The organism is Bacillus cereus group sp. MYBK30-2, from assembly GCF_051915945.1.
Taxonomy (GTDB): Bacteria; Bacillota; Bacilli; order Bacillales; family Bacillaceae_G; genus Bacillus_A; species Bacillus_A paramycoides.
The window spans coordinates 1,517,312-1,543,031 of record NZ_JBQAFR010000001.1 but is presented as its reverse complement, the minus strand read 5'-3'; the positions used below and the strand labels follow the sequence as shown (position 1 = coordinate 1,543,031).

Genomic DNA, 25,720 nt, shown 5'->3' with positions numbered 1-25,720 from the left:
CTGTCTCTTTCTAAAGTAGTTTTTTATAGAAAGTCACATAAAGTAGGAGGTATAGTGACTGTCGAAGTTTTCCTAACATAAAAAAGAACTCGCCAGACGTATGACAAGTTCTTTAATATACTATTGCTGGATTGCTGCATCTAAAGCGATTTCAATCATTTCGTTAAATGTAGTTTGACGCTCTTCAGATGTTGTTTCTTCACCAGTGAAGATATGGTCGCTTACTGTTAATACAGATAATGCATTTACACCATATTTAGCTGCTAATGTGTAAAGAGCAGTCGTTTCCATCTCTACTGCTAATACACCGTATTCTCCCAACTTTTTAACCATCTCCATGCTTTCACGGTAAAATACGTCTGCTGTTAAAACGTTACCAACACGAACGTGTAAGCCTTTTTCTGTTCCAGCATCATAAGCTTTTTTTAAAAGATCGAAGTTTGCAGCTGGTGCAAAATCAAATCCTGGGAATGTTAAGCGGTTCATATTAGAATCTGTACAAGCTGTCATTGCGATAATAACGTCACGTACTTTCACATCTTTTTGAATTGCACCACAAGTTCCAACGCGGATTAAATTTTTTACTCCGTAGCTTTGGATTAATTCGTTTACATAAATAGAAATAGAAGGAACACCCATACCTGTACCTTGAACAGATACACGCTTTCCTTTATAAGTTCCAGTGAAACCTAACATGCCACGCACGTTGTTATAGCAAGTAACGTCCTCTAAAAATGTTTCAGCGATATATTTTGCACGTAATGGATCACCAGGTAATAGAATAGATTCAGCAATTTCGCCTTGTTTTGCTTCAATATGTACACTCATGAAAAGTCCTCCTTATTATGTATTGATAGAAATCAATATCATTTGCATTATACACTACGAATCCTGTCAATTAAAATCTTTTTATTATTTGTAATATGTACAAAATAGAAGGATTTCATAAATCATAATCTAGAATATATAATAAGAAGTTTTGTATGGAAAGAGACTTTAAAAATGGTAGGTGATGTTTTGAAAAATCTTGTCATTGGGCTTATCGCATTAGTACTTATTGTGGCAGGAGGATTTTACATAAAAAAATATCAAGAAACAGTAGAAACGACAGGAGATGTTCAGGAAGTAAAATGGGATGTGGAAAATAAAAAGGGAAATGAAAAAGTCGACATTTCGTTTCAATTGCTAAATAAAAAAAATAATGAAGTTCGTGGTGTGAATGATCAAATTCGAGCAGTTATTGTGGATGAACAGTTGAAAAATATACAACAAATGAAGCCTACCTTTGCTGGGAATGGATCATATAAGCTATCTTCAGAAGTAGCGAAAGGTGAAGGGTACACAATATTTTTGTATGAAGACGAAAATAAGTCTATGGAATCATTTTCTAAGCAAGATCTTGGAGAAGGAAAAAAGGATAAGAGTAAGGACAACAGTAAAAAGAAACTTCCAATCGATACTGTACTTACAAAAAAAATAGGAGAATATCAAGTTTCTCTCTTATTTGGTGCATTGCATCCGAATGAGGCAGTAACATTAACATTTCAGTTTCAAGCAAAAAAAGGAGAAAAGCTGAAATTAAATTCAGGAAGAGGAGAAGTCGACTCTCTATATATCGTTGATGAAACGAGGGAACATTTTTTATATGCCATTCCTGTTGATACGGATGAGCAATTACAATATCGTATTACATTTCCAGAAGAAGGAACATATAAAATGTGGGGGAATTTCTATATAAATGGTAAGAAGTATGAAAAGGAGTTTACTGTACAAGTTCAAAAACGAAAAAACAGCTAAGTATTTAGCTGTTTTTTCGTTTTCCTATTAATTTTGTTACAGAGAGCATAGTAATTGGTAAAGAATGATTCTTTCGAAATGCTAAATATTTTCCGCTCCATGCTGGCTTATATTTTTCTTTAAAATGTCGTAATCCACTGAAACTATACGTATAACGGACATTATTAAAGATTGCTGCGGCAACTCGTTCAGACCAGAATGATTGCGTTGATAAACCAACATTTGAGAGTGGTGCCATACCGATATTAAAGGAATGGTATTCATTTTCTTTTGCCCAGTGGAATAAGTGGATGAAGATTGCATCCATAATACCACTAGGAGCATCTGGATAATAACGCATTAAATCAACAGATAATATTCCGCTTTGATATACTGGCATAAAGGTTGTAAAGGCAACAATTTTTCCTTCTGCGTCAGATAATGTGGCAATAGGAGCACGACTAATATACTCACGATCGAAGTACCCAAGTGAAAAACCTTTCTCTTTTTTTCCGTCGAGCCAAGCATCAGACACTTTCTTTAATTCTTCGTATAATTCGTCTGAGAATGGTGGCTGATGAATAGCGAATGTATAACCTTCTCGTTCAAAACGGTTGAAAGTAGCTCGCATACCCGCACGTTTTTTTCCGGTTATAGTAAACGTATTTAAATCAACGACAGCTTCTTCACCAAGTTTAAAGAAGTTATAACCGAAATCGTGATACAAACTCATCCATTTACTTTCGATTTGATAGAATACGCAAATATATCCAAATCGATCTGCTTCAGCTAAAAACTCTTGCAACACAGTACGGTAGGAGGATGAATCACCAATTGGATCGCCTAGTACAACAAGACGTTTTCCAGTGATTGAAAAGAGAAGAAGTGCTTTCCCGTCACTACTAAAGAAGAACTGCTTATCTCCTAAAAAACCTAAATGACTAAGTACATTTCCACCATGTTCATCTAAAAAGTTTTGTAACCTTTTATCATTAGCCGGTTGCCCGGGAAATTCACTACGGTAACGATTGGCAATTAGTGAGCCTATAAGTAAAAAGGTGGGAACGAAGAATGCAGCTGCTAATGCGCTTCGTTGAACTTGTGTAATATTCCGAACGACAAAATCAGGTTTGAACGCTTCTTTTGCACCTGCAAATAAAATACCTAGGTTTTTATATAAATATAACGTTAGCAATAAGAATAGAAAAACTTTTACGATATCAGAAAGAGAGACTTCCATTTTCTCGCGTACAAATCTTTTGCGAAGCATATATAATACAGCAAGTACGATTAATAAAATAAAGGTTTCTTCAATATCAATTCCTTTTAGGGTATTAAAGATTGCTGCTCCAATTAAAGAAACAATCGTCATATAATAAGAACGCTTTGTTCCAAAATATATTCCTCGCGAAAGAATAAGGAGGAGAATACCAAATGTTAATGACAAGCTAAAAGAAAATTGAATAAGATGCTTTGGAGCTAAAATATGTAAGGCGTGAGCTCGATTTATGCTTGTTGGTAGAATAGTTGATAAAATAACCATTAAGCCAGCAAATGCTGTTAAAGCGGCGGATGCCCATGAACCTAATTTCCCTAAAAAATCACGTTGTAAAGTCCAAATCACACCAGTTGTTTCTAAAGCAGGTGCAATAAATGGTTTATCTTCAATCTTTTTAATGGCTGCTCCTGTCATTTCAAAGGCTGCAAAAATGAGACCAAGGCAGAATGGTAATATGTAATAGACAAGGCGATACAACAACATAGCAGGTAGTAATACGCCTGTATCAATGCCATATTGTCCTAGTCCAGTTAAGAAGACAAGATCGAACGATCCAAGGCCACCAGGCACAAGACTTACGACACCGGCTAAAGCCGCAATTACATAAACACCTAAAAACTTTTGAAAGTCGATATCAATTCCAAACAATATTAATATGACATACATAACGATGCCAGCAGATACCCACTCGACTAATGAAACTAATGAATATAAAACAGTTGGATTTTTCTCTTCTTCTTCATCCTCTTGTCCTTCTGTCTGTTTTGTTTTTCTATTTTTAATTTTAGAAAACCCAATATATATGGGAACGAAAAGAGCAAAGAAGATAAGAACAGGCCATAACCACGGTTTTTCGTGCAGAATAAACCTTGTATCTAATATTCCGATGAGACCGAGGAATGAAAGAATAGCTAATCCGTTAATAAATGCAGTTGTCATCCATGCAATGCTTTTAATAAGTTTCCCATTCTCTTTTATATGCGGACGATATAGCATTGTACGTACACCAGCTCCAACAAGACCGCCAAAACCGATAAAACCATTTAAAGTGTTAGCAATCCATGAGATGCGGAAAATCTTTTGTACAGGTATATCTGCTTTTAGGTAACGAAGCATAACAAAGTCATAAAAGAACATTGTTGATACGGCAAATGCACCGAGTGTAATTGCTAAAAAGACTCCTCCAGTTGGAATGTTTTTAATTGTTTGGATCGCTTCTAAAAAAGAAATACCTGCTAATTCTTTTTTAGCCTGAAAGAATACAATTGTTAAGACAACAAATGGGAAGACGATTTTCCCAATCTGTAAGAAACGTTTCCATGAAAACGACATAAATACAACTCTCCTTGTGTAAGAAAACTGAGACAATAATATTATTATGACAAACTTCAAGAAAAATAAAAAGGTAATTTCCTGTATATGAAAGCTATTTTTTATATAGGTTATATTTAAAAGAATATTCCGTTTATCAGAAAATTGAGTTAGAATAAAGTGAAACTTTAATCAGTGGTGGTTTTGTTCATCCCCTACTGATTATTAGCCCACAACAATCGGGCTTTTACGGGCAGTTGGACTCCCACCTAACTTCCTCGTAGTAGCCGAATTTTGAGGTAGGAGTCTTACTGCTCGAATAGCGGGATAAAGCAAAAGAAGGAAAAGAGGGAAAGTAGATGATTATAATAGGTTATGCAGGATATGAATTAGAGAAAGCAAAACCTAATACATCAGAAGATTTTTTTAATAGATCTGAAGTGACATATATACTAAATGATCAAGAAAAAACCTTTTCTGTCTTATATGTTCGATATTTTGAAGAAGTTTTACAAGAAATTACTCCGTTTGAAGGAAATCCGGTTTATAAAGTAGAAGAACAAGACGTATATTTACGAGATATTGTAGCCATCGCTTGTTTAGTGAAAAATAAAGAGCTTCGTGTACAAAAGCGTTTGTATCTCAATGAGGTAACAGACTTTCAAAGATATTTTGACGAGGAAACAGTGGGGAAAGTACAAGAAATATTGGCTGAATTACATAAAAATAAAAGAGTAGAAATAGCGTAAAATGGCAAAGGAGAGAGAAGAAATGTCTAATTCGATGGTTGAAAATCAAACAGAACAAGTTTCTATATTTTTAGAAGATGTAATTTCCTTGATAACTAATTATGTGAACTATCATACGTTACCTTCTTTAGTGGAGGAGACACCAGCGGGAAACGAACGATATTATAAAGGATTATTAGCATCAATAAGAAGACTTCTTGTTTTTTGTGAAGAAGGGCTTGATGCATGTTTTGTTTTGTTGAATAGCCAGCCATTTCGAAAGACCGCAGCTGAAAAAGTTTTGTATAAGATTTATCATCAAGTAATTGCAGAGTTTTTTTCACCAAAGAATGATCATTGGTATGAAAATAGTCGTTCTGCTTATACAGGGAAAAATTCTATTGTTTTTCAGCAAACACCCCCTGCATCCATAGAACAAGTGATGAAGGACTTAGAAGGCAAGTTTCAGGCGATGCGTGAAGAACTAGAATATTATGAGACAGATTACCAAACGAAGATGTTACACAAATACTAATTAAGGTGAAGGAAAAGGAGCTAAAGTCACTTAGCTTCTTTTCTTTTTGTCCAGTTATATAAGGGGTTTTAATTGAATATAGTTAAAGTGGATAGCATCAAGGAGGTGTGACATGAGTCAGCAAGGTGTATTCACAGATTACTTTCATGAAGTAGAAAGCTGGTGTGAAAGTGTTCTTCACGTATTAGATAGCCGCGCAATGGAAGTGTATGATGTCCATATGCTTGCTTATAAAATTCAAACGTTATTAGAACGTATGAAAGAGCATGAATACGATACAGATGCCGAATTTATGTATGAAATAAGTGATGATGTAGAACATATTCAGCACCATTTACAGGAAGTGTTTATGCAGGAAGAAGAGGAATATGAATTATATGAAAGAGGGGATAGCGAACGGGCTGTTCCGATTGGTGGGCATACACTCCCGCCATTACCTTATCCGTATAATGCGTTGGAACCGTATATTTCACGAGAAATTATGATGTTACACCATGACAAACATCATCGTAGTTATGTGGAAGGTTTAAATAAAGCGGAGAAGATGATGGAAGAAGCGAGAAAAACAAATAAATTTGATTTAATAAAGCATTGGGAAAGAGAAGCTGCTTTTCATGGATCAGGTCATTATTTACACACAATATTTTGGGGCAATATGAAAAAAGATGGTGGTGGAAGCCCAAGAGGTGCTCTTTCACAACAGATTGAGCAAGACTTTGGAAGCTTTTTACGTTTTCAAAAACATTTTACAGAAGCAGCTTCTAAAGTGGAAGGTTCAGGGTGGGCAATTCTTGTATGGGTACCCCGCTCAGGAAGGTTAGAAATTTTACAGAGCACGCTTCATCAATTATTTACACAATGGGATACGATACCACTCCTTGTACTTGATGTTTGGGAACATGCGTATTATTTACAATATCAAAATCGAAAAGATGAATATATTAAAAACTGGTGGAATGTTGTAAATTGGTCCGATGTAGAAAAGAGATTTGAAAGTGCAAAACAAATTGAATGGACACCGTATTAGACGCATATCTCATGCGTCTTTTTTATTGGAATTGGAAGGGAGATTTCGTTCATATTTTAAAAGGCCAAGCATACACTTGTACAAAAAGTGCCAAAAGGACGTGGGGGGAAATATGAGACGAATTTGTATAATCATTACGCTAATTATAATGTACGCAAGCGTTATGCCGATTCCTACATATGCAGAGATGAACAGTAGTGTCAGTGCTCGTAACGCAGTATTAATGGAACAGCATTCTGGCCGTGTACTGTATGGAAAATTAGAGCATGAGCCACAAAAAATTGCTAGTATAACAAAAATCATGACAGCATTGTTAGCTGCTGAATCAGGAAAAATGAAAGAATTGGTATCGGTTAGTAATGAAGCGGTACGGGTAGAAGGGTCGGCCATTTATTTAAAACCTGGACAAAAAGTAAAGTTAGAAGATTTAGTTTACGGATTAATGCTCAGATCTGGTAATGATGCAGCGCAAGTAATTGCTGAAAATGTTGGAGGGAGTATAGACGGGTTCGTATATTTAATGAATGAAAAGGCGAAAGAAATCGGAATGAAAGATACTCACTTCTCAAACCCACATGGCTTGGATGGGGATGGATCGCATTATTCGTCAGCGTATGATATGGCATTATTAACGAAATATGCCATGGGGAACGAGACTTTTAAGAAAATCTTTGGAACAAAAACATATAAATCAGATTCTTGGGATTATCCGTGGAAAAATAAACATAAACTCGTGACATCTTATTATGAATTTGCAACAGGGGGGAAAACAGGTTTTACAAAAAAAGCGGGGCGGACGCTTGTCACGACAGCTTCAAAAGATGGGATGGATTTAATTGTGGTAACTTTGAGTGCTTCTAGCGATTGGAACGATCATATGAACTTGTTTGATAAAGGCTTTGAACGCTATAAGCAAACAAAAGTTTTAGGGCAAGGAGCACTTGCTGAAATAAATGAAAAGAAGTATGCCAATCATGTTTACACGAAAAATAGTTTTTCCGTACCTTTAACTGAAGGGGAAAGGAAGAATGTGTTATTAAAAGTTGAACTTGATAAAAGTGTAAAACCTTCGGATGGAGTGAAAATTGGGAAAACGGAAATTTTTGTTGGCAATGAGAAAGTTGGAGAACGTAATTTGTTTTACAGTAAGCGGAAGTTAGTAGCTACGACGGGAATGTATTGGAATAATGTAAAAGAAATCTTTTCTTACATGATAGGTGTTGGTACAGATGGTTAATCTCGTTTGGGTAGCGATGGCAGTTATAGGGATTGTATATGCCATGATAAATGGAACGATGGAAGAGGTGAATAAAGCTGTTTTTGAAGGGTCAAAAGATGCGGTTACGATATGTATTGGACTTATTAGTGTTTTAGTATTTTGGCTCGGTTTAATGAAAATTGCAGAAGAAGCGGGATTGTTAAAAAAGTTAGTTTCACTTTTTATGCCGATAGTCAAAAGATTGTTTCCAGAAATACCGAAGGATCATCCGTCAATGGGATTTATTTTATCAAATATGATGGCAAACTTTTTTGGATTAGGAAATGCAGCAACACCTCTGGGCATTAAAGCAATGGAGCAACTCAAAGAGTTAAACGGTGGGAAGGATTCTGCAAGTCGTTCTATGGTGACGTTCCTAGCCTTAAATACATCAGCAATTACATTGATTCCGACCACTGTAATTTCAATTCGAATGACTTATGAATCAGCAAACCCTACAGAAATCGTTGGTGTAACATTCATTGCACAAGTGCTATCGATGATCGGGGCAATTTGGATTGACCGCTATTTTTACCGGAGAAGGAGTAGAAAGGGGCGGAAAAAATGAGCATTGTAAATACAATTTCATTATGGGTAATCCCTTGTGTAATCGGTTTTATCCTTTTATATGGTACGATAAAAAAAGTTCCAACATATGAATCGTTCGTTGAGGGGGGAAAAGAAGGGATTCAAATTGCAGTTTCAATTTTGCCGTTTATGGTTGGAATGCTTGTATCTATTTCTATTTTCCGGGCATCAGGTGCTCTAGATGCGATGATATCGGTAATGAAGCCGATGTTAGATTTTATTCATGTACCAGCAGAAATCGTTCCACTGGCACTTATACGTCCGATTTCGGGCTCTGCAGGTTTAAGTATAACGACCGATTTAATCGCTACATATGGACCAGACTCGTTTATTGGGAGATTAGCTTCTACGATGCAAGGTAGCACAGATACGACTTTTTATATTTTAACGGTATACTTTGGGGCTGTTGGTATTAGAAAAATGGGAGATGCACTAAAAGTAGGATTGTTTGCAGATTTAATCGGGATTATTTGCTCAATTGTGTTTGTTTCTTTATTGTTTCATTAATGGTATTCATTTTTTACGCTATTTCGCTTATAATACGTATACGACCACTATTAAGGTGTAGCTTAATAGTGGTTTTTTTATGCGGTATTTTTGACAAAATGATGAACTTTTATTGTGAGCAATATGAAAAAGTGTAAACAATAATAAAGGGTGAAAACGTGTATTGGCCTTTATACGTTTATTATCATCGCCATGTTGTTAAGGCTAGGCGAAGCAAATGGCGTAAAGCTTAGGCGGTTGCCAAGTCTTTCTAATGAAGGTAAGATAAATTTGAGGTGAAAAAAAGAAATGGAACGATTACAAAAAGTGATTGCGCAAGCAGGTATTGCATCGAGAAGGAAGGCTGAGGAATTAATTCAGCAAGGAAAAGTGAAAGTTAACGGAAAAATAGTGAAGGAGTTAGGAACAAAAGTAACTCCTCAAGATAAAGTAGAAGTAAATAACATCCCTCTTGAAAAAGAAGAACCTGTTTATTTTTTACTATATAAACCAACTGGTGTAATTTCAAGTGTATCAGATGATAAAGGAAGAAATGTTGTAACAGACTTTTTCCCTGAAATTAGACAACGTTTATTCCCAATCGGACGCTTAGATTATGATACGTCTGGCGTATTATTGATGACAAACGATGGGGACTTTGCAAATGTATTAATGCATCCGAGATATAAAGTTGAAAAAACGTATGTTGCGAAAGTTAAAGGGCCATTAACAGGTGAGAAAATTCGCATGTTAGAACGAGGTGTTGCGCTGGAAGACGGGAAAACAGCACCAGCACAAGTGAAAATTATTTCTTGGGACAAGCGTAAAGAGATGGCGATTGTACAATTAACGATTCATGAAGGACGTAACCGTCAAGTACGTCGTATGTTTGAAGCGTTAGATTGTAAAGTAATGAAATTAAAACGTGAACGTTATGCCTTTTTAGAAGTAGGTAGTTTGCGACCTGGTGATGCAAGAGAATTGACACCGCATGAGGTGAAGCAATTACGTGCATTGGCGACTACAAAACCACGATAAGCTATAGATTGAAACTTTCACCAGTGGAATGCTCCGCTGGTGATTTATTCAATAAAACATTTGTAAAAAAGAATACATATATTCATCGAAGAGAGGAGAGGGAATATGAAAAAAAATCGCCTATTATTTCGTGTTATCATTCTGCTCATTTTAAGCGGTGCTGTAGGATTTACACTGTATCAAGGATTTTTTGCTGATAAAGAGAAAATGCAAATTGGGAAAGAAGCACCTAACTTTGTCGTGACTGATTTAGAAGGAAAGAAAATTGAACTGAAAGATTTAAAGGGAAAAGGTGTATTTTTAAATTTCTGGGGAACTTGGTGTAAGCCTTGTGAAAAAGAAATGCCGTACATGAATGAGTTATACCCAAAGTATAAAGAAAAAGGCGTTGAAATTATCGCGTTAGATGCAGATGAAACGGATATCGCAGTGAAAAATTTTGTGAACCAATATGGTTTGAAATTCCCGGTTGCGATTGATAAAGGGCAAAAGATCATAGGTACATATGGAGTGGGACCATTACCAACAACCTTTTTAATTGATAAAGAAGGCAAGGTTGTTGAGCAAATTATAGGTGAGCAAACGAAGGAACAACTGGAAGCCTATTTGAAGAAAATTACTCCATAATAAAGAAAGCCTTTACATAAGAGGTGCTTGGTGTATAGCACCTTCGTTTTAAGAATTCTGAGTATTGCGGTAACTTGAAGGTAGAATATACAATAGTACATATAGATACTGGGGTGGTGAGAGTGTTGAAAGAAATTAAGTGTGAATGTGGACATGTTAATCCGATAGGAACCGTTTTTTGTGAAGCTTGTGGGAAACCATTTGAAAGTAATGAAAATGTGAATTTATTGGATATGAGATATGAGGGGAGTGCCCGGAGATCTCTCACACATACGAAAACGATAATCGATAAAATTTGGAGTTTTTTCTCTTCTGTAAAAGTAGGGGTATGGTTAATCGTAATAACTTTAGCTGCATCGGCAATAGGAACTATTTTTCCGCAAGAAATGTACATAACTCCAGGAATCGCACCGGCTGAATATTATGAGAAAGAGTACGGATTTTTAGGGCAATTATACTATCAATTAGGGTTTAATAATTTATATGGATCATGGTGGTACATGATTTTAATTGCTTCCATTGGCATTTCACTCGTTATATGTAGCTTAGACCGTGTAATTCCTCTTTATAAAGCATTAAAAAAACAAGGGGTGAAAAGACACCCAAGCTTTTTAAAGAGACAGAGAGTGTACGGGACTGGTTCGCCGCAAGAGGGCGACTTAGAACGAGTTCAAATTAATTTAAAGAAAAGAAATTATAATGTGAAAGTGGAAGACGGGAACGTTTTAGCGGAAAAGGGACGTTTTTCTCGCTGGGGTCCATATGTAAATCATATCGGTCTTATTATTTTTCTATTTGGTGCAATGCTACGTTTTTTACCGAGTATGTATGTAGACGAAGCACTTTGGTTACGCGATGGTGAAACGAAAGAAATACCAGGAACTGATGGTCAATACTATTTGAAAAACGAAAAGTTTATAAAGGAAGTTTATGATAAGAGTAAGGACAAAGAAGTTTTTGATGATGCGATTGATCGTATTGGTGATAAAATGATTGCGAAAAACTTCCAAACGAATGCCGTATTATATAAAGCGGTAGGAGAAACTATAGCAGGTCAAAAACCAAAATTAGAAAAGGTAAAAAAAGCTGAAATTCGGGTGAATGAGCCACTGAAATTTGATCAATTTGCTGTTTATCAAGTGGATTATAAAGAAAGTGAATTTAAAAGTATGTCCTTCCATTTGCAAAATAAAGCAAATAATCAAAAGTGGGGACCGATTAAAGTGAATTTAGCGAATCCTACAGAAAAATATGATCTAGGAAACGGGTATTCTCTAGAACTATTAAGCTATTTTCCTGATTTTTATTTTGATGAGAATGGAAAGCCGAATACGAAGACAAAATTACCAAACAATCCTGCATTCGTCTTTAAAATGTTTACCCCGGAAACACCAGATGGTGAAGTGAGCTTTGTTGGTATTCGGCAAAATATAGAACCGGATGGAAACAATAAATATAAAATGTCATTTGCAGGTGTGGAAATGCAAAATGCAACAGCACTTACTGTAAGAAAAGATTTAACGCTTTGGATTCTTGGTATTGGTGGATTTATATTTATGGTTGGTGTGATTCAAGGTATGTATTGGAACCATCGCCGTATTTGGATACAACGCGTCAATGATGAGTGGTGGGTTGCAGGTCATACAAATAAAAATTGGTTCGGTTTAAAGAAAGATATTGAAAGAGTTTTAGAAGGAACAGCGATTCCGCAACCACATGATAAAATAACCGATAAAAAAATTAGTTAAGGTGGGGAAACGATATGGTGCAAATAAGTAGTAATTTTCTGTTTGCCGCTTTCATCTTATATTTAATTGCAACTCTATTTTTTGGCGGAGCAATCAAAGAAAAAGGTCATAGGTGGGCAAATGTAGGTATAACTATAACAATATTAGGGTTTATTGCACAAACAGTATATTTTGTTACAAGGTGGATTGCATCAGGGCATGCGCCAGTTAGTAACTTTTTTGAATTTGGTACATTTTTCGGTATGATGCTTGTCGGGGCATTTATTGTGATGTATTTTATGTACCGCGTAAGTATAATCGGACTATTTGCATTACCGGTTGCGCTTTTATTAATTGCCTATGCAAGTATGTTCCCGAGGGAGATATCCCCGCTTATTCCATCTTTAAAAAGTAATTGGTTACATATTCACGTGACGACTGCAGCAGCAGGACAAGCAATCTTAGCAATTAGTTTTATTACGGGCGTTATGTATTTATTGAAAAATGTAGATCAATCAACGAGAAGTAAACGTACATTTTGGTTAGAAACGGTAGTTTTCACACTTGTTTGTACTGTTGGATTTATTGCAGTAACAACGGTATTCTCTAGTATGAAATACGAAGCGAAGTTTCAATGGATTGATAAAAATGAACAACAAGTTGAGATGAAGTATAACCTTCCAGCTTTAGTGGGACCACATGAAGGGAAGTTAATGACAGAAAATAAGTTAGAGCCGACAGTGGAGGTTCCAGCGTTTGTAAATGCGAAAAAATTAAATACTGTTATTTGGTCAGTAATAGTCGGAACACTACTTTATATTGTATTAAGACTTGTTTTACGCAAACGAGTATCAGCAGCACTTCAGCCGTTAGTAAAGAATACGAATAGTGATTTATTAGATGAAATTGGGTATAGATCTATTGCAATTGGATTCCCTGTATTTACATTAGGGGCGTTAATCTTTGCAATGATCTGGGCTCAAATAGCGTGGACGCGCTTTTGGGGTTGGGATCCAAAAGAAGTTTGGGCGCTTATTACTTGGCTCTTTTATGCTGCGGTATTACATTTACGTTTATCTAAAGGGTGGCATGGAGAGAAATCCGCTTGGCTTGCAGTAATTGGTTTTGCAATCATTATGTTTAACTTTATTGTAGTAAACTTAATTATCGCGGGTTTACATTCATATGCATAGAGAAATAAAATAGGAGAGTGTATGTCACTTTCCTATTTTATTTTTGTCAACTTTTCTTCTTTTTTGAGAAAAACATGACAAAGTAGCGGTTGATTTTGTAAAATGATGTCGAGGACCAAATACACTGTTCAAAAAAAATACATAGTTTTGGAAAAAAAATGAACAAAATTTATTATTCTTGTGAAGTATAATATGGAAAGTGGAACGTTTAAAGATATGCTTTGTTAAACGAGAATAGGTGCAGCATCATATTGTAGAAGGGTAGGTGTAAACCGTTGCGTTAAAATACGTGACGGGTAGAAATGGAAAATGAATCAAGAATTTTAATTGTAGACGATGAGGATCGTATTCGTCGTTTATTGAAAATGTATTTAGAAAGAGAACAATACACAATTGAAGAAGCAGATAATGGTGATACAGCTTTAGAAATGGCATTACAAAATGATTATGATCTAATACTATTAGATATCATGATGCCTGGTAAAGATGGTATCGAAGTGTGTAAAGGGATTCGCGAGAAGAAAGCAACGCCAATTATTATGCTGACAGCAAAAGGTGAGGAAGTAAATAGGGTACAAGGATTTGAAGTTGGAACAGATGATTATATTGTAAAGCCGTTTAGCCCGCGTGAAGTAGTACTTCGTGTGAAAGCGGTATTACGACGTGCTGTACCAACAACATTCTTTACACAAGATACAACGACGAAAGATGTTACTGTGTTCCCACATTTAACAATTGATAATGATGCACATCGCGTTACAGCGGATGGTAATGAAGTAAACTTAACACCGAAAGAATATGAATTGCTATTATTCTTAGCGAAAGCTCCAGATAAAGTGTTTGATCGTGAGCAATTGCTAAAAGAAGTATGGCAATATGAGTTCTTCGGAGATTTACGTACAGTTGATACGCATGTAAAGCGTTTGCGTGAAAAGTTAAGTAAAAAATCACCAGATGCAGCGAAAATGATTGTTACGGTTTGGGGCGTAGGTTACAAGTTTGAGGTTGTGAACGACTGATGCTTTGGAGAAGTGTAGTAGGGAAGTTATGGATGACCATATTACTTCTCGTTTCGTTTGTTCTTGGATTTGTTGCTATTTTACTTTCGCAGTTTTTTAGAACATATTATGTTGATATGAGTGAAGCTAGGCTTCAGAAAGTTGCAACAAGTGTCACAGAGTTAATTGAAGAAGGTGCCGATGTAAAAACGATTGAAAATATCGCTTACAAATTTTCTGATCCACTTTCAAGGATTATTATTGTAGAAGATGGTAAGGAAATTTCTTCTTCGCCGAAACAAGAAGGATTAGTTACTCTTACAATAGATGATTTGAAAAATGATAAAGAATTAGCAGCGGTTTTTACAGATAAAAAGGAAATTAAGAATAACATTAGAAAAGCTTCTAATAGCAGGAAGAATAAAAACACTGAAAATGATATTATGATCGTCGGGAAACCAGTGCAGTCCAAAAATCAAAGTGCTGTGTTTGTATATGAATCTTTACAAGTTCCAATACAAGGTATGGAGAGAACAACTGATTTTATTTTCTTATCAGCCGGGATTGCGATTATTTTAACAACTTTCTTTGCATTTTTCTTATCTACTCGAATTACAGCACCGCTCCGTAAAATGCGTGAGGTTGCTTTTGAGGTGGCGCGCGGGAAATTTGATACGAAAGCTCCTATGGTGTCTCAGGATGAAATTGGTGAGCTTGCAACTGCTTTAAATCAAATGGGGAAGCAGTTGAAGTTTAATATGAATGCATTGCAACAAGAAAAAGAGCAGTTAACTAGCATTTTGAGTAGTATGGCTGATGGTGTTATTACGTTAAATCAAGAAGGTGAAGTCGTTGTTATCAACCCACCGGCAGAACATTTCTTACAAGTTTGGCAAGAAGAAAAAGAATTAGAATTGAGTAAAAAATTGCCTTCTGAACTTGTTGAATTATTCCATCTTGTTGTAGAAAGCGAACAACAGCAAGTTGTTGAAATTAATTTGCAAAAAGGTAACTACGTAGTTCTTATGACACCACTTTACAACCAAACGAAAATTCGTGGAGCTGTAGCAGTACTGCGAGATATGACGGAAGAACGTCGTCTGGAGAAGATGCGTCAAGACTTTATTGCGAATGTTTCACATGAACTTCGTACACCGATGGTAATGCTTCAAGGGTATAGTGAAGCAATTTTAGATGATATTGTGCAAACGAAAGAAGAAATTAATGAGTTTGTCCAAATTATTTATGATGAATCTGTTCGTTTAGGTAAACTTGTAAATGAGTTATTAGATTTAGCTCGTATGGAAAGTGGTCATGTAGAGTTACATATAGGTGAAGTAGATATTCATCCATTTGTCGAAAAAATTGGCCGTAAATTCCAAGGGATTGCAAAGGATAAAGAAGTCCAATTAACAGTTGATTTCCAAAGTCCAATTGAACAATACCCGTTTGATGCAGACCGTATGGAACAAGTGTTGACGAATTTAATTGATAATGCAATCCGTCATACGAATGCAGGTGGGCATGTTGCACTTGTAATTGATACGAAAAATAATGGCCTTACTTTCGAAGTGCAAGATTCAGGTGCTGGTATTCCAGAAGAAGATATTCCATTCTTGTTCGATCGATTCTATAAAGCTGATAAAGCGAGAACGCGCGGGAAAAAGGTTGGAACTGGATTAGGGCTTGCGATTGCTAAAAATATTGTCCAAGGCCATGATGGTAAAATTTCTGTATCGAGTGTTGTTGGAGAAGGAACTACATTCTCTGTATATTTACCGAATCGTTTAATTTAGATATATATGTTCTTTAAGGATGATGATTAATAAAAGTTCTACTGTTTTTTATTTTTTTGTAAGTTCAATTAAATAAAGAATAGTAGAGCTTTTTCTATATTGATTAGAACGGAAAATAATAAGAGGGGTGTCGTAATGAAATGAAACTATATACAAAAACAGGAGATCAAGGGAAAACAAGTGTAATAGGTGGTCGAGTGGATAAAGATCATATACGTGTAGAAGCCTATGGCACAATTGATGAGGCGAATTCTCATACCGGATATGCGATGACTAAGTTGCAAGAAGAACGCTTTCGTGACATTTATAATGAACTTGAAAATATTCAACATGAACTATTTGATTGTGGAGGAGATTTAGCGGTAGTTGAGCAAAAAATTCCTTATAAAGTAACGGTAGAAATGGTCGAGTATTTAGAAAGAAGGATTGATTCGTATATAGAAGAAGCACCGACGTTAGAGCGTTTTATTTTACCAGGTGGTAGCGAGGCGTCGGCTACTATTCATATTGCACGTACAGTTATAAGAAGGGCGGAACGCTGCATCGTGTCATTGCAAAAAGAAGGAGAAATAAATGAAATTGTCCTTAAGTATGTAAATAGGTTATCTGACTATTTCTTTGCGATTGCTAGAGTAATAAATGCTCGTTTACAAGTGAAAGATGTGGAATATAACCGCAGTGCAATTGTTTTTCGTGATAAAGAAGAAAAGGAAGTGGAGTAATTCACTTTCTTTTTTGTATACTTTTTTCTGTAATATACCACAATAGAGAAGGTATGATGGTTATTAGAAAACGGAGGATGTATATGAAAGCGTTAAAATGTAGCGTGATGCTATTGAGTATATTATTTTTATCTCAATTACATGTTTACGCTGAAGAAAATCAGTGGATATGGCCTGTTGAGGGGCGGATAAGTGATTATTTTGGGACAAGGCATGGGAAGCACTATGGTATTGATATAGCTGCGCCTATAGGAACACCTGTTGCGGCTATTCAAAATGGTAAGGTGACGAGGTCTTATTTTTCAAGTAGTTATGGGAATGTTGTGTTTATTAAACATGGAGAATACGAGGCTGTTTATGCGCATTTAAATAAGAGATATGTAGTTCAAGGGGATAATATTTCAAAAGGAGAGCTAATTGGAGAGGTCGGTAATACAGGAGAATCGCGAGGCGCGCATTTACATTTAGAAGTGCATCAAGGAAGATGGACGATGGAGAAAAGGAATGCGATGAATCCGTTGCTTGTTTTAAATGAACAAAAAAATCAAGTCGTGTCATCATCATTATATGTCGTACAAAAAGGTGATACTTTAGTCAGCATTGCTCGGAAATTTAGTATGACAGTTGATGAAATTAAAGTGAGAAATGGATTGCAACAAGAGCGAATCTATCCGAATCAACAATTATACGTTGATTAAAAAAAGAGCTAGTCAAACTAGCTCTTTTTTTACCAAAAAATAAAGACACATATAAATCCAGAAATAGCTAAGTAGCTATATAAGTAAAAGACTTTTGTTCTTGTTTTTTCTTTTGTCCGAAACAGTACAATAGTTGGTTCGATTAAACCGATTGTAAGACAAAGTAAGCCAAGAAGCATAAAGCCAATTGAAATAGAATACAGGGCGATTTGTGGTGCTTGAAATGGGATCATCCATTTTAATAAAAATGCAATAAGTGCAGTGTAACAAATGCTGCCGATGTATTTATTCAATGGTGTATTAGAACGGAAACCAGGAAGTTTTTTGAAAAAAGAACGGGAAACAACTTCTGTTTGTAAAGATGTATGTTCCTCAATTATTTTTTGAGCTTCTTTTCCTTTTTGGAAAAGGGATAAAATCCAATTTCGCTCACCTTGGAAAATAAATTGAGAAGTTGTCAAATAGTGATCAACTTTCACTTTATTCCAACTTTTCCATGGATGACGCTCACACAATTTTAATTTACTTTCTGTTTTTTTATCATACTGATAAATACTTATGCCATCTTGATCAAAAGTAGCGTAGTATGTCTCACTTGAGAATGTGCCTAAATCAATTGGACAGTAGAAAAGTAATTCCTTTTTTAAGTAAAAGTATTCTTTTCTTAAGTTTTTTTTCATTGCTTCTCGAATAGAGTGTCTTTTCTCTTTCTTCATGACATTTCCTCCATAACTCAGAAAATGTTCTTATCTTAACAATTCAACATCTTATCACTTTTAACTATATATGACTAGGGGATTCATAAGAGAAATACCGAATTATAAAAAATATGGGTTGTATTGTAAAATATTTTTCAGTTCATTATATATACTTAAAGTAAATAACTTATTTATAATAAGTTACGCTTTTTTAGTTCACAATATGATCATGTTGTTGTATAATGAAGGAGAAAATAGAATATCGGTCTATCTTCGGGGCAGGGTGAAAATCCCGACCGGCGGTGATGAACAGTTAATGATGTCGTTCTAAGCCCGCGAGCCGTTAAGGCAGGATTTGGTGTGATTCCAAAGCCGACAGTATAGTCTGGATGGGAGAAGATGGAGGTTCAAGCGTTCAAAAAAGATAAGTATTTGAGCGTCTGTTTGATGTGCCTTAAAATTCTCCCTTTGTGTAAATCACAAGGGGTTTTTTCGTTCTATGAAAAAATAGGCATAGCAGAACCTTTCCACTTTCCATGAGAAGATCGATGGAAAAGGAGAGAGAAAGATGAAACAGAAAAACAGTGTAGTGCAGATGGTGAGTGTGGCGATGCTAAGTAGTATTGCATATTTACTGATGATGTTGGACTTCCCATTCCCAGGGCTTCCGCCATTTTTAAAAATTGATTTTAGTGATGTACCAGCTTTAATTGCAGCGATTATTTTTGGTCCGATTGCAGGAGTAATTGTAGAAGCTATTAAAAATGTTTTATACTATGGAATTCAAGGGAGTTTAACGGGAGTGCCAGTTGGAGAAATAGCGAACTTTATAGCGGGATGTTTATTTATAGGTCCGGCAGCATTCTTATTCCGAAAATATCGTTCAGTAAAAAGTTTAACTACAGGATTAATGTTAGGAACAATTACTATGACGGTTATTATGAGTGTGTTAAACTACTTCATTATTTTACCAGCGTACACTTGGTTTTTAAATTCACCAGCTATGTCTAGTGATGTTATGCGGCAAACTATTATAACGGCTATATTACCGTTTAATATAATTAAAGGAATTGTTGTGACGATTGTATTTGTAGCGTTATTTTCACGCCTGAAAGTATGGGTATTTGCAAAGATGAAAAACGCTTGAAAATATTAAACCATCGGCAGTAGTACTGCTGATGGTTTTTTGTTAAGGGAAATGAAAGAGCTTCAAAAAATCCCCCTCATATTTAGGAGGGGGATTTTTTGAAGCTAATAAAAGACTATTCGAATTTTAAAGCGTCGCCATCAAATGATTCGTCAGCAACTTTAATTGAGTCAGTTGGACAACCTTCGAATGCATCCATCATATCTTCAACTAATACATCTGGAATTTCAACGATACCTTGGTTATCATCTAATGTTACAAATGCAATACCTTCATCATCATAGTCATAAATGTCTGGTGCAGCAGCTCCGCAAGCACCGCATGCAATACAAGTATCTTTATCAACGATTGTATATTTTGCCATCTTTTTTCCCTCCTGATAATATGTATGTGAAAAGTTCGCCATAAAAATTATAACCTTATTGTAAAACGGTTTTTAAAACTTTTCAACATAAAATTATAATGATAATCCTTATCAATTAGAGTGTCAACTTATTTTTGAATTATTTCATAAGATTTTCAAAATACTTAAATGTTACTACGTTTGATACAATAGAATATATACAAGTATAGAGCGCGAATATGATAAGTTTAATTAGTAACGGTAAACGTGTAATCATACTGAAAAAGAAATTAAGTTATATTGAAGGGTGGAAGCGGTAATGCAGCTACAATATACTTTATTATATTGTTTAAAACAATTGAATGGTGAAAGAACCGTTTCTTCTATTTATTATTTATTAAAAGGAAAGCGATCTTCACAAACATTACAAGATGGTAATATGTTCCGAATTTCTTTTTTGTTTGGGATATATAAATCATTAGATAGAGCTGATTATGATCGAGAAGTTTCAAAGTTGTTACAAGCGGAGTTGGTTCAAGCTATACATGAAAATACATACGTGTTAACGACTACTGGTAAAATACAATTAAACAAATGGGAAGATGTATTTGCTTTTCCGACGTATTTACATGGTTTACACTATGGTGAATTAGGTGCAACGTTTTGGAAGAGATTATCATTAATTGTCCAAACTATTTCGAATTTACAACAGGCGAATACGAAATTTATTCCAATTCAACAAGATACAGAAATAATGATGTGGGTGAAACGTTTTCTCACTGGAATACCATATGTGAGGAGTGAATTGGCTAAAAGATTGTGGAAGGAAATACATGGTCTTTTAGAAAAAAGTAATCCAGTAGAGGCGACAATTGTAACATATCGTTTAACTGGCTATGAACGTATTGGTTGTACTGTACAACAATTAGCGGAAATTACGAAACAAGATGTATTTCGAGTGCATTTTTTATTTTGGGGTACAATTCACTTCTTTATTCAAGAAGTTCGCAATAAAGAAGATGAGTTTCCATTATTAGCTGAAATTATATCTTATCCAAATGAGAGAGCTGATTTGTTTAGCTTGTCGACGAAAAGAACATACAATCTTTGGAGACAAGGGCGTTCTTTAGAAGAAATAGCAACAATTAGGAATTTGAAGGTTGCAACAATAGAAGATCATTTTGTAGAAATTGCTTTACGAGAAAAAGAATTTTCTATTGAGATGTTTATGGGAAAAGACAAAATAGAAAAAGTAACAAAAGTAATTGAAGCATTACAAACACGTAAATTGCGTGTGTTGAAGCAAGCGGTTGGGGAGGGAATCTCTTATTTTGAAGTCCGTCTTGTATTGGCACGGATGGAGGGTATAAATGAAGCTTGAGGAATATTTATATAAGTGGTTTGGATATTCTGAATTTCGTCCGGGACAAAAGGAAGTTATTACGGACCTATTGGAAGGAAAAGATGTTATAGCAATGCTTCCGACTGGAAGGGGGAAGTCCATGTGCTATCAACTTCCGGGACTTATGCAAGAGGGAACGGTGCTTGTCGTATCACCATTATTATCTTTAATGGAAGACCAAGTTATGCAATTAAAGCATGTTGTGAAAAATCGAGTTATTGCATTTAATAGTTTTCGGACGTTAAGTGAAAAAAGAGAGGCTATGAAAAAGCTAGCTTTTTATAAATTTGTTTTTGTATCACCAGAGATGTTGCAGTCGGAATTGTTAATAAGAGAATTGAAGGGAATTCATATTTCATTGTTTGTTGTAGATGAGGCTCATTGTATTTCACAATGGGGCTATGATTTTCGGCCGGATTATAAAAAGTTAGATCAAGTAATTGAGAGTATCGGATCTCCAGCGGTACTAGCATTAACGGCGACCGCGACAAAGGATGTACTACGAGATATAGCGGAGAGTTTAAGTCTAAAAAATGTCGCTGAGCATGTATACTCAATTGATCGTCCAAATATTGCGATGGAAGTACAATTTGTGGAGACGATAGAAGAAAAAAAAGAGGCGCTTTTTGAGCATGTAATGTACTTACAAGGACCGGGTATTGTTTATTGTTCAAGTAGGGCATGGACAGAGCGTTTAACTGAGTATTTAAGAGGAAAAGGGGTTACAGGTGTAGCTTTTTATCATGGTGGTATGGAACACGAAGAGCGTATGTTAATTCAACAACAGTTTATGAATGATCAATTGCAGCTTGTAATATGTACGAGTGCTTTTGGGATGGGAGTAAATAAGTCGAATACGAGATATATTATTCATTTTCATTATCCGACCAATGTAGCTTCCTATTTACAAGAAATCGGAAGAGCTGGAAGAGATGGCGAACCGAGTATAGCCATTTTATTATGTAGCCCAATGGATCATGATTTGCCAATTTCAATCATTGAAGATGAATTGCCAAGTAAGTCGAAAATACAATTTTTATTTTCGTTACTACAAGAAAGAATGTTTCAAATGAAAGCATTACCAATAGAAGATGTAGAAGGAATTTGTTATAATGCAGCAGGATTTAGTGAACAATATTGGCGTTTCATCCGCTATCATCTTGAACATCTTGGAATCATACAACAGCGAAATCTTATGCTAGAGAGCTTGTCAGATGAAATAATGTACAGATTAATAGCGGAAGTGGAAGTGAGACTGCGTAATAAATATAGTCAGCTAGAAAATATGAAGTCATGGATACAAGTTCAAGGGTGTAGACGTGAATATTTATTACAACAATTTGGTTATAGAAAAGACCAAGAGTTAAAAAACTGTTGTGATTACTGTGGTATTACAAAAACAGATTATAAAAAAAGACGAGCGCAACAATCAATTTTCGACTATAATTGGGAAACAGAGTTACAAAAGCTTTTCGGCCTAGAAAAGATGGAGGAATGATGAACATTCAAAGGCATAATGTTGAAGATATGAGTCCGAGGGAAATAAGACTGAATCTCTACATAACACAATTAATTATTATTGGTATCGGTTGTTTACTAGCATATATATTATTTCAAGATAAGAAAGAAGTTTATAGTTTGTGGAAATGGGAACCTGTTTCCATACTCGTAATAGGTGGTTTGTTAGCGATTGGTATTGTGTTATTAGATTATATTGCAATGAGAGTGTTTCCAGAGTCTTGGTTTGATGACGGCGGTATTAACGATAGAATGTTTCAAGGGATTTCTGTCATGCATTTACTCGTCATTACGTTTATTATTGGTTTTGCTGAAGAATTTTTATTTAGAGGTGTAATGCAGACTCATTTTGGAATTGTAATAGCGAGTTTAATTTTTGCTGTGTTACATATTCGATATATAACGAAGCCTTTTTTGTTTTGTTTTGTCTGCTTTATTAGTTTTGTTTTTGGTTATGTATTTGAGTGGACAGGAAATTTGTTTATAACAATCTTTGCACACTTTCTTGTTGATTTTATAATGGGGCTTCAATTAAGAAAATAAATGGAAGGTGGTGGTGAACAACATGAGAAAACGAATTCCTGATTTTGAAGAGGAATTAGAAGTCGAGCGAGTGGAAGAAGATGAAGGTTTACCGCCGCGTAGTGAAATTCGTAGAAATAAAGAAAAAAAACCAAAATTTAAAATGAATCACATTTTCGTCCGAGTGTTAACATTTCTATTCATATTGTTACCTATTGGTATTCTATGGTATACAGATAAATATATACAGGTGAAAAGTGATAGTAATAATGCTGGAAAAAGTGCGTTTGAAGTGATTTTCTTTGATTCAGCTAAGACTGAATCTCAGAAGCAGTCTGAGAAAGTAGCAACTCATACTGTGAAAGAGGGAGAAACGTTAAAAAGTATAGCGAAGCAATATTTTTCAGATGAAACTGGGATTGAAGTGATTAAAAAATATAATAATTTACAAGAAGATGAAGTGAAAGTAGGGCAAGAATTAAAAATTCCTATTAAAGATAAGTCCACGAAACAAGAGAGCTAGTAAAATAAGTGATTCATAGCTGGATATAAAAATTATGGACTATACTTTACGAGGAGGGGGAGTAAAAAATATATGTCATGGATTATATTATTAGGTACTCTCATATGCGTTGGTTTTGTATGTCTTCTTGGAATGTATAAAGAAGCGATGCGTAATACGGTGTTGGAACATACTCTAGTATTCGAAGAATTTCCGGAAAGTTTTCAAGAAGTTAATGTTTTTTTTATTTCGGATATTCATAGAAGGATCATTTCTAACTCGCTAATTGAACAAGTAAAAGGAAAAGTAGATTTCGTAATTATTGGCGGCGATTTAGCGGAAAAGGGCGTACCTTTATCGCAAATCTCTTTAAATATTCAAAAACTAAGAGAAATAGCTCCTGTATATTTTGTGTGGGGAAATAATGATTATGAAATTGAATATCACGAATTAGATGCTTTATTGTTAGAAAATAACGTGAAGGTTTTAGATAATACACGAGTTGTATTTGAATCTGAATCAGGAGAGAAGATTTGCTTACTCGGTGTAGATGACGTTGGATTAGAACGGGATCGTTTAGATTTAGCGTTGGCAGATTGCAAAGAAGAGGGTTTGCGCATTTTAATTAGTCACAACCCTGATATAATAAAAAAAATGTCTGGGAAAGAACGAATTTCGCTCGTGCTAAGTGGGCATACACATGGAGGACAGATTCGATTGTTCCCGTCTAAAAAGCATTTAAAGGGGGGCGTATATAAGCATTCAAATACGACTCTCTTTGTTAGTAATGGGTATGGAACAACTTTGTTCCCTCTTCGTTTTCGGGCACCTTCCCAAACACATATCATTACGCTATGCAGGGGGAAATAATGCCAACTTTAAATGGAAAATATAATATAAAAGCTGTTTCAAATATACTCGGAATTCAGCCGAGTACACTTCGTGCATGGGAAAGACGCTATCATATTATTGCTCCAAAGCGGAATCATGCGGGGCATCGTCTATATACAGAAGAGCATATCAAAATTTTGAAATGGTTAATGGACAAAGTTTCTGAGGGTATGATGATTGGACAAGCAGTTCAGTTATTAGAAGGGAATCGGTTGCAGAATAACGTTCAAAAAGAAAATCTTTACGATAAAGAAGTTGTTTTAGTGGACGATATACTACAAGCTTTGTTAAAATTTGATGAAATTACAACTTCTGCATTATTAAACGAAGCTTTTAGTATATATTCAGCAGAAAAAGTCATTACAAGCATCATCCTTCAAGTGACAAACAAATTGTTAGTTTTAAAAAATAATAATGAGATTACAATGTCACAATTCAAATATGTAGTATCATTCTTGCAAACACGTCTAGGTATGGTTTATCATAATGCGTCACTGCATCCTTCCGCACACAAAGTTTTCGTTTTAGAAAATAATATATTAAAAGGATTTATTTTCGCGACGTATTTACGTTTAAAAGGATATCAAGCGATGTATATTGGGACAAGTTTAGATGAAGAAGGTATTATACTAGCCATTGAACAATTACGACCTAAATATTTGTTTATATCTTTTGATGATGAACGAGAACTTGAGAAGGCAGTGAGATTCATTGATTTGTTGCAGGGAAAAAATAAAAACCTTTCTGTTGGTTTTATAGGGAGAAAAGGTGTTGAAGGTCAATTAAATCTTCAAAATGTCCTAATTGGCAATACAAAAGAAGAATGGGATGGATGGTTAAAATTGTCAGAATAGTTGTTCGGAAAGAACCATCTATTTTCTATTTCATATAATAAAAATTAGATTCAATG

Annotated in this window: 26 protein-coding genes and 1 riboswitch; of the genes, 22 read left to right on the top strand and 4 right to left on the bottom strand. The window is 35.1% G+C overall.

All coding sequences use genetic code 11. From position 1 onward, the window contains the following. Nucleotides 1–120: 120 nt before the first annotated feature. Nucleotides 121–828 (bottom strand): purine-nucleoside phosphorylase, encoded by a 708-nt coding sequence (gene deoD / locus ACTFQM_RS08105; protein WP_002171111.1) that lies wholly within the window; start codon nucleotides 826–828, stop codon nucleotides 121–123. 174 nt (nucleotides 829–1,002) lie between these two features. Between deoD and ACTFQM_RS08100 the strand changes: the two genes are divergently transcribed. Then, nucleotides 1,003–1,797 (top strand): hypothetical protein, encoded by a 795-nt coding sequence (locus ACTFQM_RS08100; protein ID WP_440034002.1) that lies wholly within the window; start codon nucleotides 1,003–1,005, stop codon nucleotides 1,795–1,797. A gap of 4 nt (nucleotides 1,798–1,801) precedes the next feature. Here the strand turns inward: ACTFQM_RS08100 and mprF are convergent, their stop codons facing one another. Continuing rightward, the gene (mprF, locus tag ACTFQM_RS08095) at nucleotides 1,802–4,387 is read right to left on the bottom strand and encodes a bifunctional lysylphosphatidylglycerol flippase/synthetase MprF (RefSeq protein ID WP_440034001.1); all 2,586 of its coding nucleotides are present in this window, start codon (nucleotides 4,385–4,387) and stop codon (nucleotides 1,802–1,804) included. A gap of 338 nt (nucleotides 4,388–4,725) precedes the next feature. Between mprF and ACTFQM_RS08090 the strand changes: the two genes are divergently transcribed. The 14 genes from ACTFQM_RS08090 (at nucleotide 4,726) to ACTFQM_RS08025 (ending at nucleotide 17,787) form a co-directional block, all read left to right on the top strand. Then, nucleotides 4,726–5,115, top strand: a complete 390-nt coding sequence (locus tag ACTFQM_RS08090; RefSeq protein ID WP_025147261.1) for a hypothetical protein — start codon at nucleotides 4,726–4,728, stop codon at nucleotides 5,113–5,115. A 22-nt stretch (nucleotides 5,116–5,137) separates the two neighbouring features. Next, nucleotides 5,138–5,629 carry a YpuI family protein gene (locus tag ACTFQM_RS08085; RefSeq protein ID WP_002171115.1) on the top strand — a complete coding sequence of 164 codons (492 nt, stop codon included), beginning with the start codon at nucleotides 5,138–5,140 and terminating at the stop codon, nucleotides 5,627–5,629. A 112-nt stretch (nucleotides 5,630–5,741) separates the two neighbouring features. After that, nucleotides 5,742–6,656 (top strand): superoxide dismutase, encoded by a 915-nt coding sequence (locus ACTFQM_RS08080; RefSeq protein ID WP_002171116.1) that lies wholly within the window; start codon nucleotides 5,742–5,744, stop codon nucleotides 6,654–6,656. 112 nt (nucleotides 6,657–6,768) lie between these two features. Then, nucleotides 6,769–7,893, top strand: coding sequence for a serine hydrolase (locus tag ACTFQM_RS08075; protein ID WP_440034000.1), 1,125 nt, complete (start codon nucleotides 6,769–6,771; stop codon nucleotides 7,891–7,893). Beyond that, nucleotides 7,886–8,482: a spore maturation protein SpmA gene (gene spmA, locus ACTFQM_RS08070; RefSeq protein ID WP_002117584.1), complete on the top strand. Its 597-nt coding sequence runs from the start codon at nucleotides 7,886–7,888 to the stop codon at nucleotides 8,480–8,482. The genes ACTFQM_RS08075 and spmA overlap by 8 nt, the downstream gene beginning before the upstream one ends. After that, the gene (gene spmB, locus ACTFQM_RS08065) at nucleotides 8,479–9,009 is read left to right on the top strand and encodes a spore maturation protein SpmB (protein WP_002171118.1); all 531 of its coding nucleotides are present in this window, start codon (nucleotides 8,479–8,481) and stop codon (nucleotides 9,007–9,009) included. Before spmA ends, spmB begins: the two co-directional genes overlap by 4 nt. Nucleotides 9,010–9,297: 288 nt before the next feature. Next, nucleotides 9,298–10,026, top strand: coding sequence for a 23S rRNA pseudouridine(2605) synthase RluB (rluB, locus tag ACTFQM_RS08060; protein ID WP_002171119.1), 729 nt, complete (start codon nucleotides 9,298–9,300; stop codon nucleotides 10,024–10,026). Between the two features lie 105 nt (nucleotides 10,027–10,131). After that, nucleotides 10,132–10,653: a thiol-disulfide oxidoreductase ResA gene (gene resA / locus ACTFQM_RS08055; protein WP_002171120.1), complete on the top strand. Its 522-nt coding sequence runs from the start codon at nucleotides 10,132–10,134 to the stop codon at nucleotides 10,651–10,653. Between the two features lie 122 nt (nucleotides 10,654–10,775). Next, complete coding sequence (gene resB / locus ACTFQM_RS08050) at nucleotides 10,776–12,401, top strand: cytochrome c biogenesis protein ResB (RefSeq protein ID WP_440033998.1); 1,626 nt, start codon at nucleotides 10,776–10,778, stop codon at nucleotides 12,399–12,401. A 14-nt stretch (nucleotides 12,402–12,415) separates the two neighbouring features. Beyond that, a complete protein-coding gene (gene resC, locus ACTFQM_RS08045) occupies nucleotides 12,416–13,573 on the top strand; it encodes a cytochrome c biogenesis protein ResC (protein ID WP_071721179.1) in 1,158 nt (385 codons plus the stop codon). A gap of 302 nt (nucleotides 13,574–13,875) precedes the next feature. Then, a complete protein-coding gene (gene resD, locus ACTFQM_RS08040) occupies nucleotides 13,876–14,592 on the top strand; it encodes a DNA-binding response regulator ResD (RefSeq protein WP_002171123.1) in 717 nt (238 codons plus the stop codon). Beyond that, nucleotides 14,592–16,367 (top strand): sensor histidine kinase ResE, encoded by a 1,776-nt coding sequence (gene resE / locus ACTFQM_RS08035; protein WP_440033996.1) that lies wholly within the window; start codon nucleotides 14,592–14,594, stop codon nucleotides 16,365–16,367. Before resD ends, resE begins: the two co-directional genes overlap by 1 nt. 140 nt (nucleotides 16,368–16,507) lie before the next feature. Continuing rightward, nucleotides 16,508–17,089, top strand: coding sequence for a cob(I)yrinic acid a,c-diamide adenosyltransferase (locus ACTFQM_RS08030; protein ID WP_440033995.1), 582 nt, complete (start codon nucleotides 16,508–16,510; stop codon nucleotides 17,087–17,089). Nucleotides 17,090–17,172: 83 nt separating this feature from the next. Further along, nucleotides 17,173–17,787, top strand: coding sequence for a peptidoglycan DD-metalloendopeptidase family protein (locus ACTFQM_RS08025; RefSeq protein ID WP_025147253.1), 615 nt, complete (start codon nucleotides 17,173–17,175; stop codon nucleotides 17,785–17,787). 29 nt (nucleotides 17,788–17,816) lie between these two features. Here the strand turns inward: ACTFQM_RS08025 and ACTFQM_RS08020 are convergent, their stop codons facing one another. Further along, on the bottom strand, nucleotides 17,817–18,503 hold the full coding sequence (locus tag ACTFQM_RS08020; RefSeq protein WP_002171127.1) for a hypothetical protein: 687 nt from the start codon (nucleotides 18,501–18,503) through the stop codon (nucleotides 17,817–17,819). Nucleotides 18,504–18,750: 247 nt separating this feature from the next. Then, a riboswitch (FMN riboswitch) is annotated at nucleotides 18,751–18,890 on the top strand. Between the two features lie 163 nt (nucleotides 18,891–19,053). On the opposite strand from ACTFQM_RS08020, the gene ACTFQM_RS08015 reads away from it, so the two are divergent. Further along, nucleotides 19,054–19,632 carry an ECF transporter S component gene (locus ACTFQM_RS08015; protein WP_002171128.1) on the top strand — a complete coding sequence of 193 codons (579 nt, stop codon included), beginning with the start codon at nucleotides 19,054–19,056 and terminating at the stop codon, nucleotides 19,630–19,632. Nucleotides 19,633–19,747: 115 nt separating this feature from the next. On the opposite strand, the gene ACTFQM_RS08010 is transcribed toward ACTFQM_RS08015, so the two are convergent. Then, on the bottom strand, nucleotides 19,748–19,996 hold the full coding sequence (locus ACTFQM_RS08010) for a ferredoxin (RefSeq protein ID WP_002171129.1): 249 nt from the start codon (nucleotides 19,994–19,996) through the stop codon (nucleotides 19,748–19,750). A gap of 298 nt (nucleotides 19,997–20,294) precedes the next feature. On the opposite strand from ACTFQM_RS08010, the gene ACTFQM_RS08005 reads away from it, so the two are divergent. From ACTFQM_RS08005 to ACTFQM_RS07980, 6 genes are all read left to right on the top strand, one after another. Next, the gene (locus tag ACTFQM_RS08005) at nucleotides 20,295–21,356 is read left to right on the top strand and encodes a helix-turn-helix domain-containing protein (RefSeq protein ID WP_440033994.1); all 1,062 of its coding nucleotides are present in this window, start codon (nucleotides 20,295–20,297) and stop codon (nucleotides 21,354–21,356) included. Continuing rightward, on the top strand, nucleotides 21,346–22,875 hold the full coding sequence (locus ACTFQM_RS08000; protein WP_440033993.1) for a RecQ family ATP-dependent DNA helicase: 1,530 nt from the start codon (nucleotides 21,346–21,348) through the stop codon (nucleotides 22,873–22,875). The genes ACTFQM_RS08005 and ACTFQM_RS08000 overlap by 11 nt, the downstream gene beginning before the upstream one ends. Beyond that, nucleotides 22,875–23,438 carry a CPBP family intramembrane glutamic endopeptidase gene (locus ACTFQM_RS07995; protein ID WP_002171132.1) on the top strand — a complete coding sequence of 188 codons (564 nt, stop codon included), beginning with the start codon at nucleotides 22,875–22,877 and terminating at the stop codon, nucleotides 23,436–23,438. Before ACTFQM_RS08000 ends, ACTFQM_RS07995 begins: the two co-directional genes overlap by 1 nt. Before the next feature lie 22 nt (nucleotides 23,439–23,460). Continuing rightward, on the top strand, nucleotides 23,461–23,940 hold the full coding sequence (locus ACTFQM_RS07990; protein ID WP_440033992.1) for a LysM peptidoglycan-binding domain-containing protein: 480 nt from the start codon (nucleotides 23,461–23,463) through the stop codon (nucleotides 23,938–23,940). A gap of 72 nt (nucleotides 23,941–24,012) precedes the next feature. Continuing rightward, nucleotides 24,013–24,789, top strand: a complete 777-nt coding sequence (locus ACTFQM_RS07985; protein WP_440033991.1) for a metallophosphoesterase — start codon at nucleotides 24,013–24,015, stop codon at nucleotides 24,787–24,789. After that, entirely contained in the window at nucleotides 24,789–25,664 is an 876-nt protein-coding gene (locus tag ACTFQM_RS07980; RefSeq protein ID WP_440033989.1) for a MerR family transcriptional regulator, read from the top strand. Before ACTFQM_RS07985 ends, ACTFQM_RS07980 begins: the two co-directional genes overlap by 1 nt. Nucleotides 25,665–25,720: the final 56 nt, after the last annotated feature.

Excerpts from the sequence above, each read along its gene's own strand:
- deoD (WP_002171111.1), bottom strand. The coding sequence starts at position 828 with ATGAGTGTACATATTGAAGCAAAACAAGGCGAAATTGCTGAATCTATT.
- ACTFQM_RS08100 (WP_440034002.1), top strand. The coding sequence starts at position 1,003 with ATGGTAGGTGATGTTTTGAAAAATCTTGTCATTGGGCTTATCGCATTA.
- mprF (WP_440034001.1), bottom strand. The coding sequence starts at position 4,387 with ATGTCGTTTTCATGGAAACGTTTCTTACAGATTGGGAAAATCGTCTTC.
- ACTFQM_RS08090 (WP_025147261.1), top strand. The coding sequence starts at position 4,726 with ATGATTATAATAGGTTATGCAGGATATGAATTAGAGAAAGCAAAACCT.
- ACTFQM_RS08085 (WP_002171115.1), top strand. The coding sequence starts at position 5,138 with ATGTCTAATTCGATGGTTGAAAATCAAACAGAACAAGTTTCTATATTT.
- ACTFQM_RS08080 (WP_002171116.1), top strand. The coding sequence starts at position 5,742 with ATGAGTCAGCAAGGTGTATTCACAGATTACTTTCATGAAGTAGAAAGC.
- ACTFQM_RS08075 (WP_440034000.1), top strand. The coding sequence starts at position 6,769 with ATGAGACGAATTTGTATAATCATTACGCTAATTATAATGTACGCAAGC.
- spmA (WP_002117584.1), top strand. The coding sequence starts at position 7,886 with ATGGTTAATCTCGTTTGGGTAGCGATGGCAGTTATAGGGATTGTATAT.
- spmB (WP_002171118.1), top strand. The coding sequence starts at position 8,479 with ATGAGCATTGTAAATACAATTTCATTATGGGTAATCCCTTGTGTAATC.
- rluB (WP_002171119.1), top strand. The coding sequence starts at position 9,298 with ATGGAACGATTACAAAAAGTGATTGCGCAAGCAGGTATTGCATCGAGA.
- resA (WP_002171120.1), top strand. The coding sequence starts at position 10,132 with ATGAAAAAAAATCGCCTATTATTTCGTGTTATCATTCTGCTCATTTTA.
- resC (WP_071721179.1), top strand. The coding sequence starts at position 12,416 with ATGGTGCAAATAAGTAGTAATTTTCTGTTTGCCGCTTTCATCTTATAT.
- resD (WP_002171123.1), top strand. The coding sequence starts at position 13,876 with ATGGAAAATGAATCAAGAATTTTAATTGTAGACGATGAGGATCGTATT.
- resE (WP_440033996.1), top strand. The coding sequence starts at position 14,592 with ATGCTTTGGAGAAGTGTAGTAGGGAAGTTATGGATGACCATATTACTT.
- ACTFQM_RS08030 (WP_440033995.1), top strand. The coding sequence starts at position 16,508 with ATGAAACTATATACAAAAACAGGAGATCAAGGGAAAACAAGTGTAATA.
- ACTFQM_RS08025 (WP_025147253.1), top strand. The coding sequence starts at position 17,173 with ATGAAAGCGTTAAAATGTAGCGTGATGCTATTGAGTATATTATTTTTA.
- ACTFQM_RS08020 (WP_002171127.1), bottom strand. The coding sequence starts at position 18,503 with ATGAAGAAAGAGAAAAGACACTCTATTCGAGAAGCAATGAAAAAAAAC.
- ACTFQM_RS08015 (WP_002171128.1), top strand. The coding sequence starts at position 19,054 with ATGAAACAGAAAAACAGTGTAGTGCAGATGGTGAGTGTGGCGATGCTA.
- ACTFQM_RS08010 (WP_002171129.1), bottom strand. The coding sequence starts at position 19,996 with ATGGCAAAATATACAATCGTTGATAAAGATACTTGTATTGCATGCGGT.
- ACTFQM_RS08005 (WP_440033994.1), top strand. The coding sequence starts at position 20,295 with ATGCAGCTACAATATACTTTATTATATTGTTTAAAACAATTGAATGGT.
- ACTFQM_RS08000 (WP_440033993.1), top strand. The coding sequence starts at position 21,346 with ATGAAGCTTGAGGAATATTTATATAAGTGGTTTGGATATTCTGAATTT.
- ACTFQM_RS07995 (WP_002171132.1), top strand. The coding sequence starts at position 22,875 with ATGAACATTCAAAGGCATAATGTTGAAGATATGAGTCCGAGGGAAATA.
- ACTFQM_RS07990 (WP_440033992.1), top strand. The coding sequence starts at position 23,461 with ATGAGAAAACGAATTCCTGATTTTGAAGAGGAATTAGAAGTCGAGCGA.
- ACTFQM_RS07985 (WP_440033991.1), top strand. The coding sequence starts at position 24,013 with ATGTCATGGATTATATTATTAGGTACTCTCATATGCGTTGGTTTTGTA.
- ACTFQM_RS07980 (WP_440033989.1), top strand. The coding sequence starts at position 24,789 with ATGCCAACTTTAAATGGAAAATATAATATAAAAGCTGTTTCAAATATA.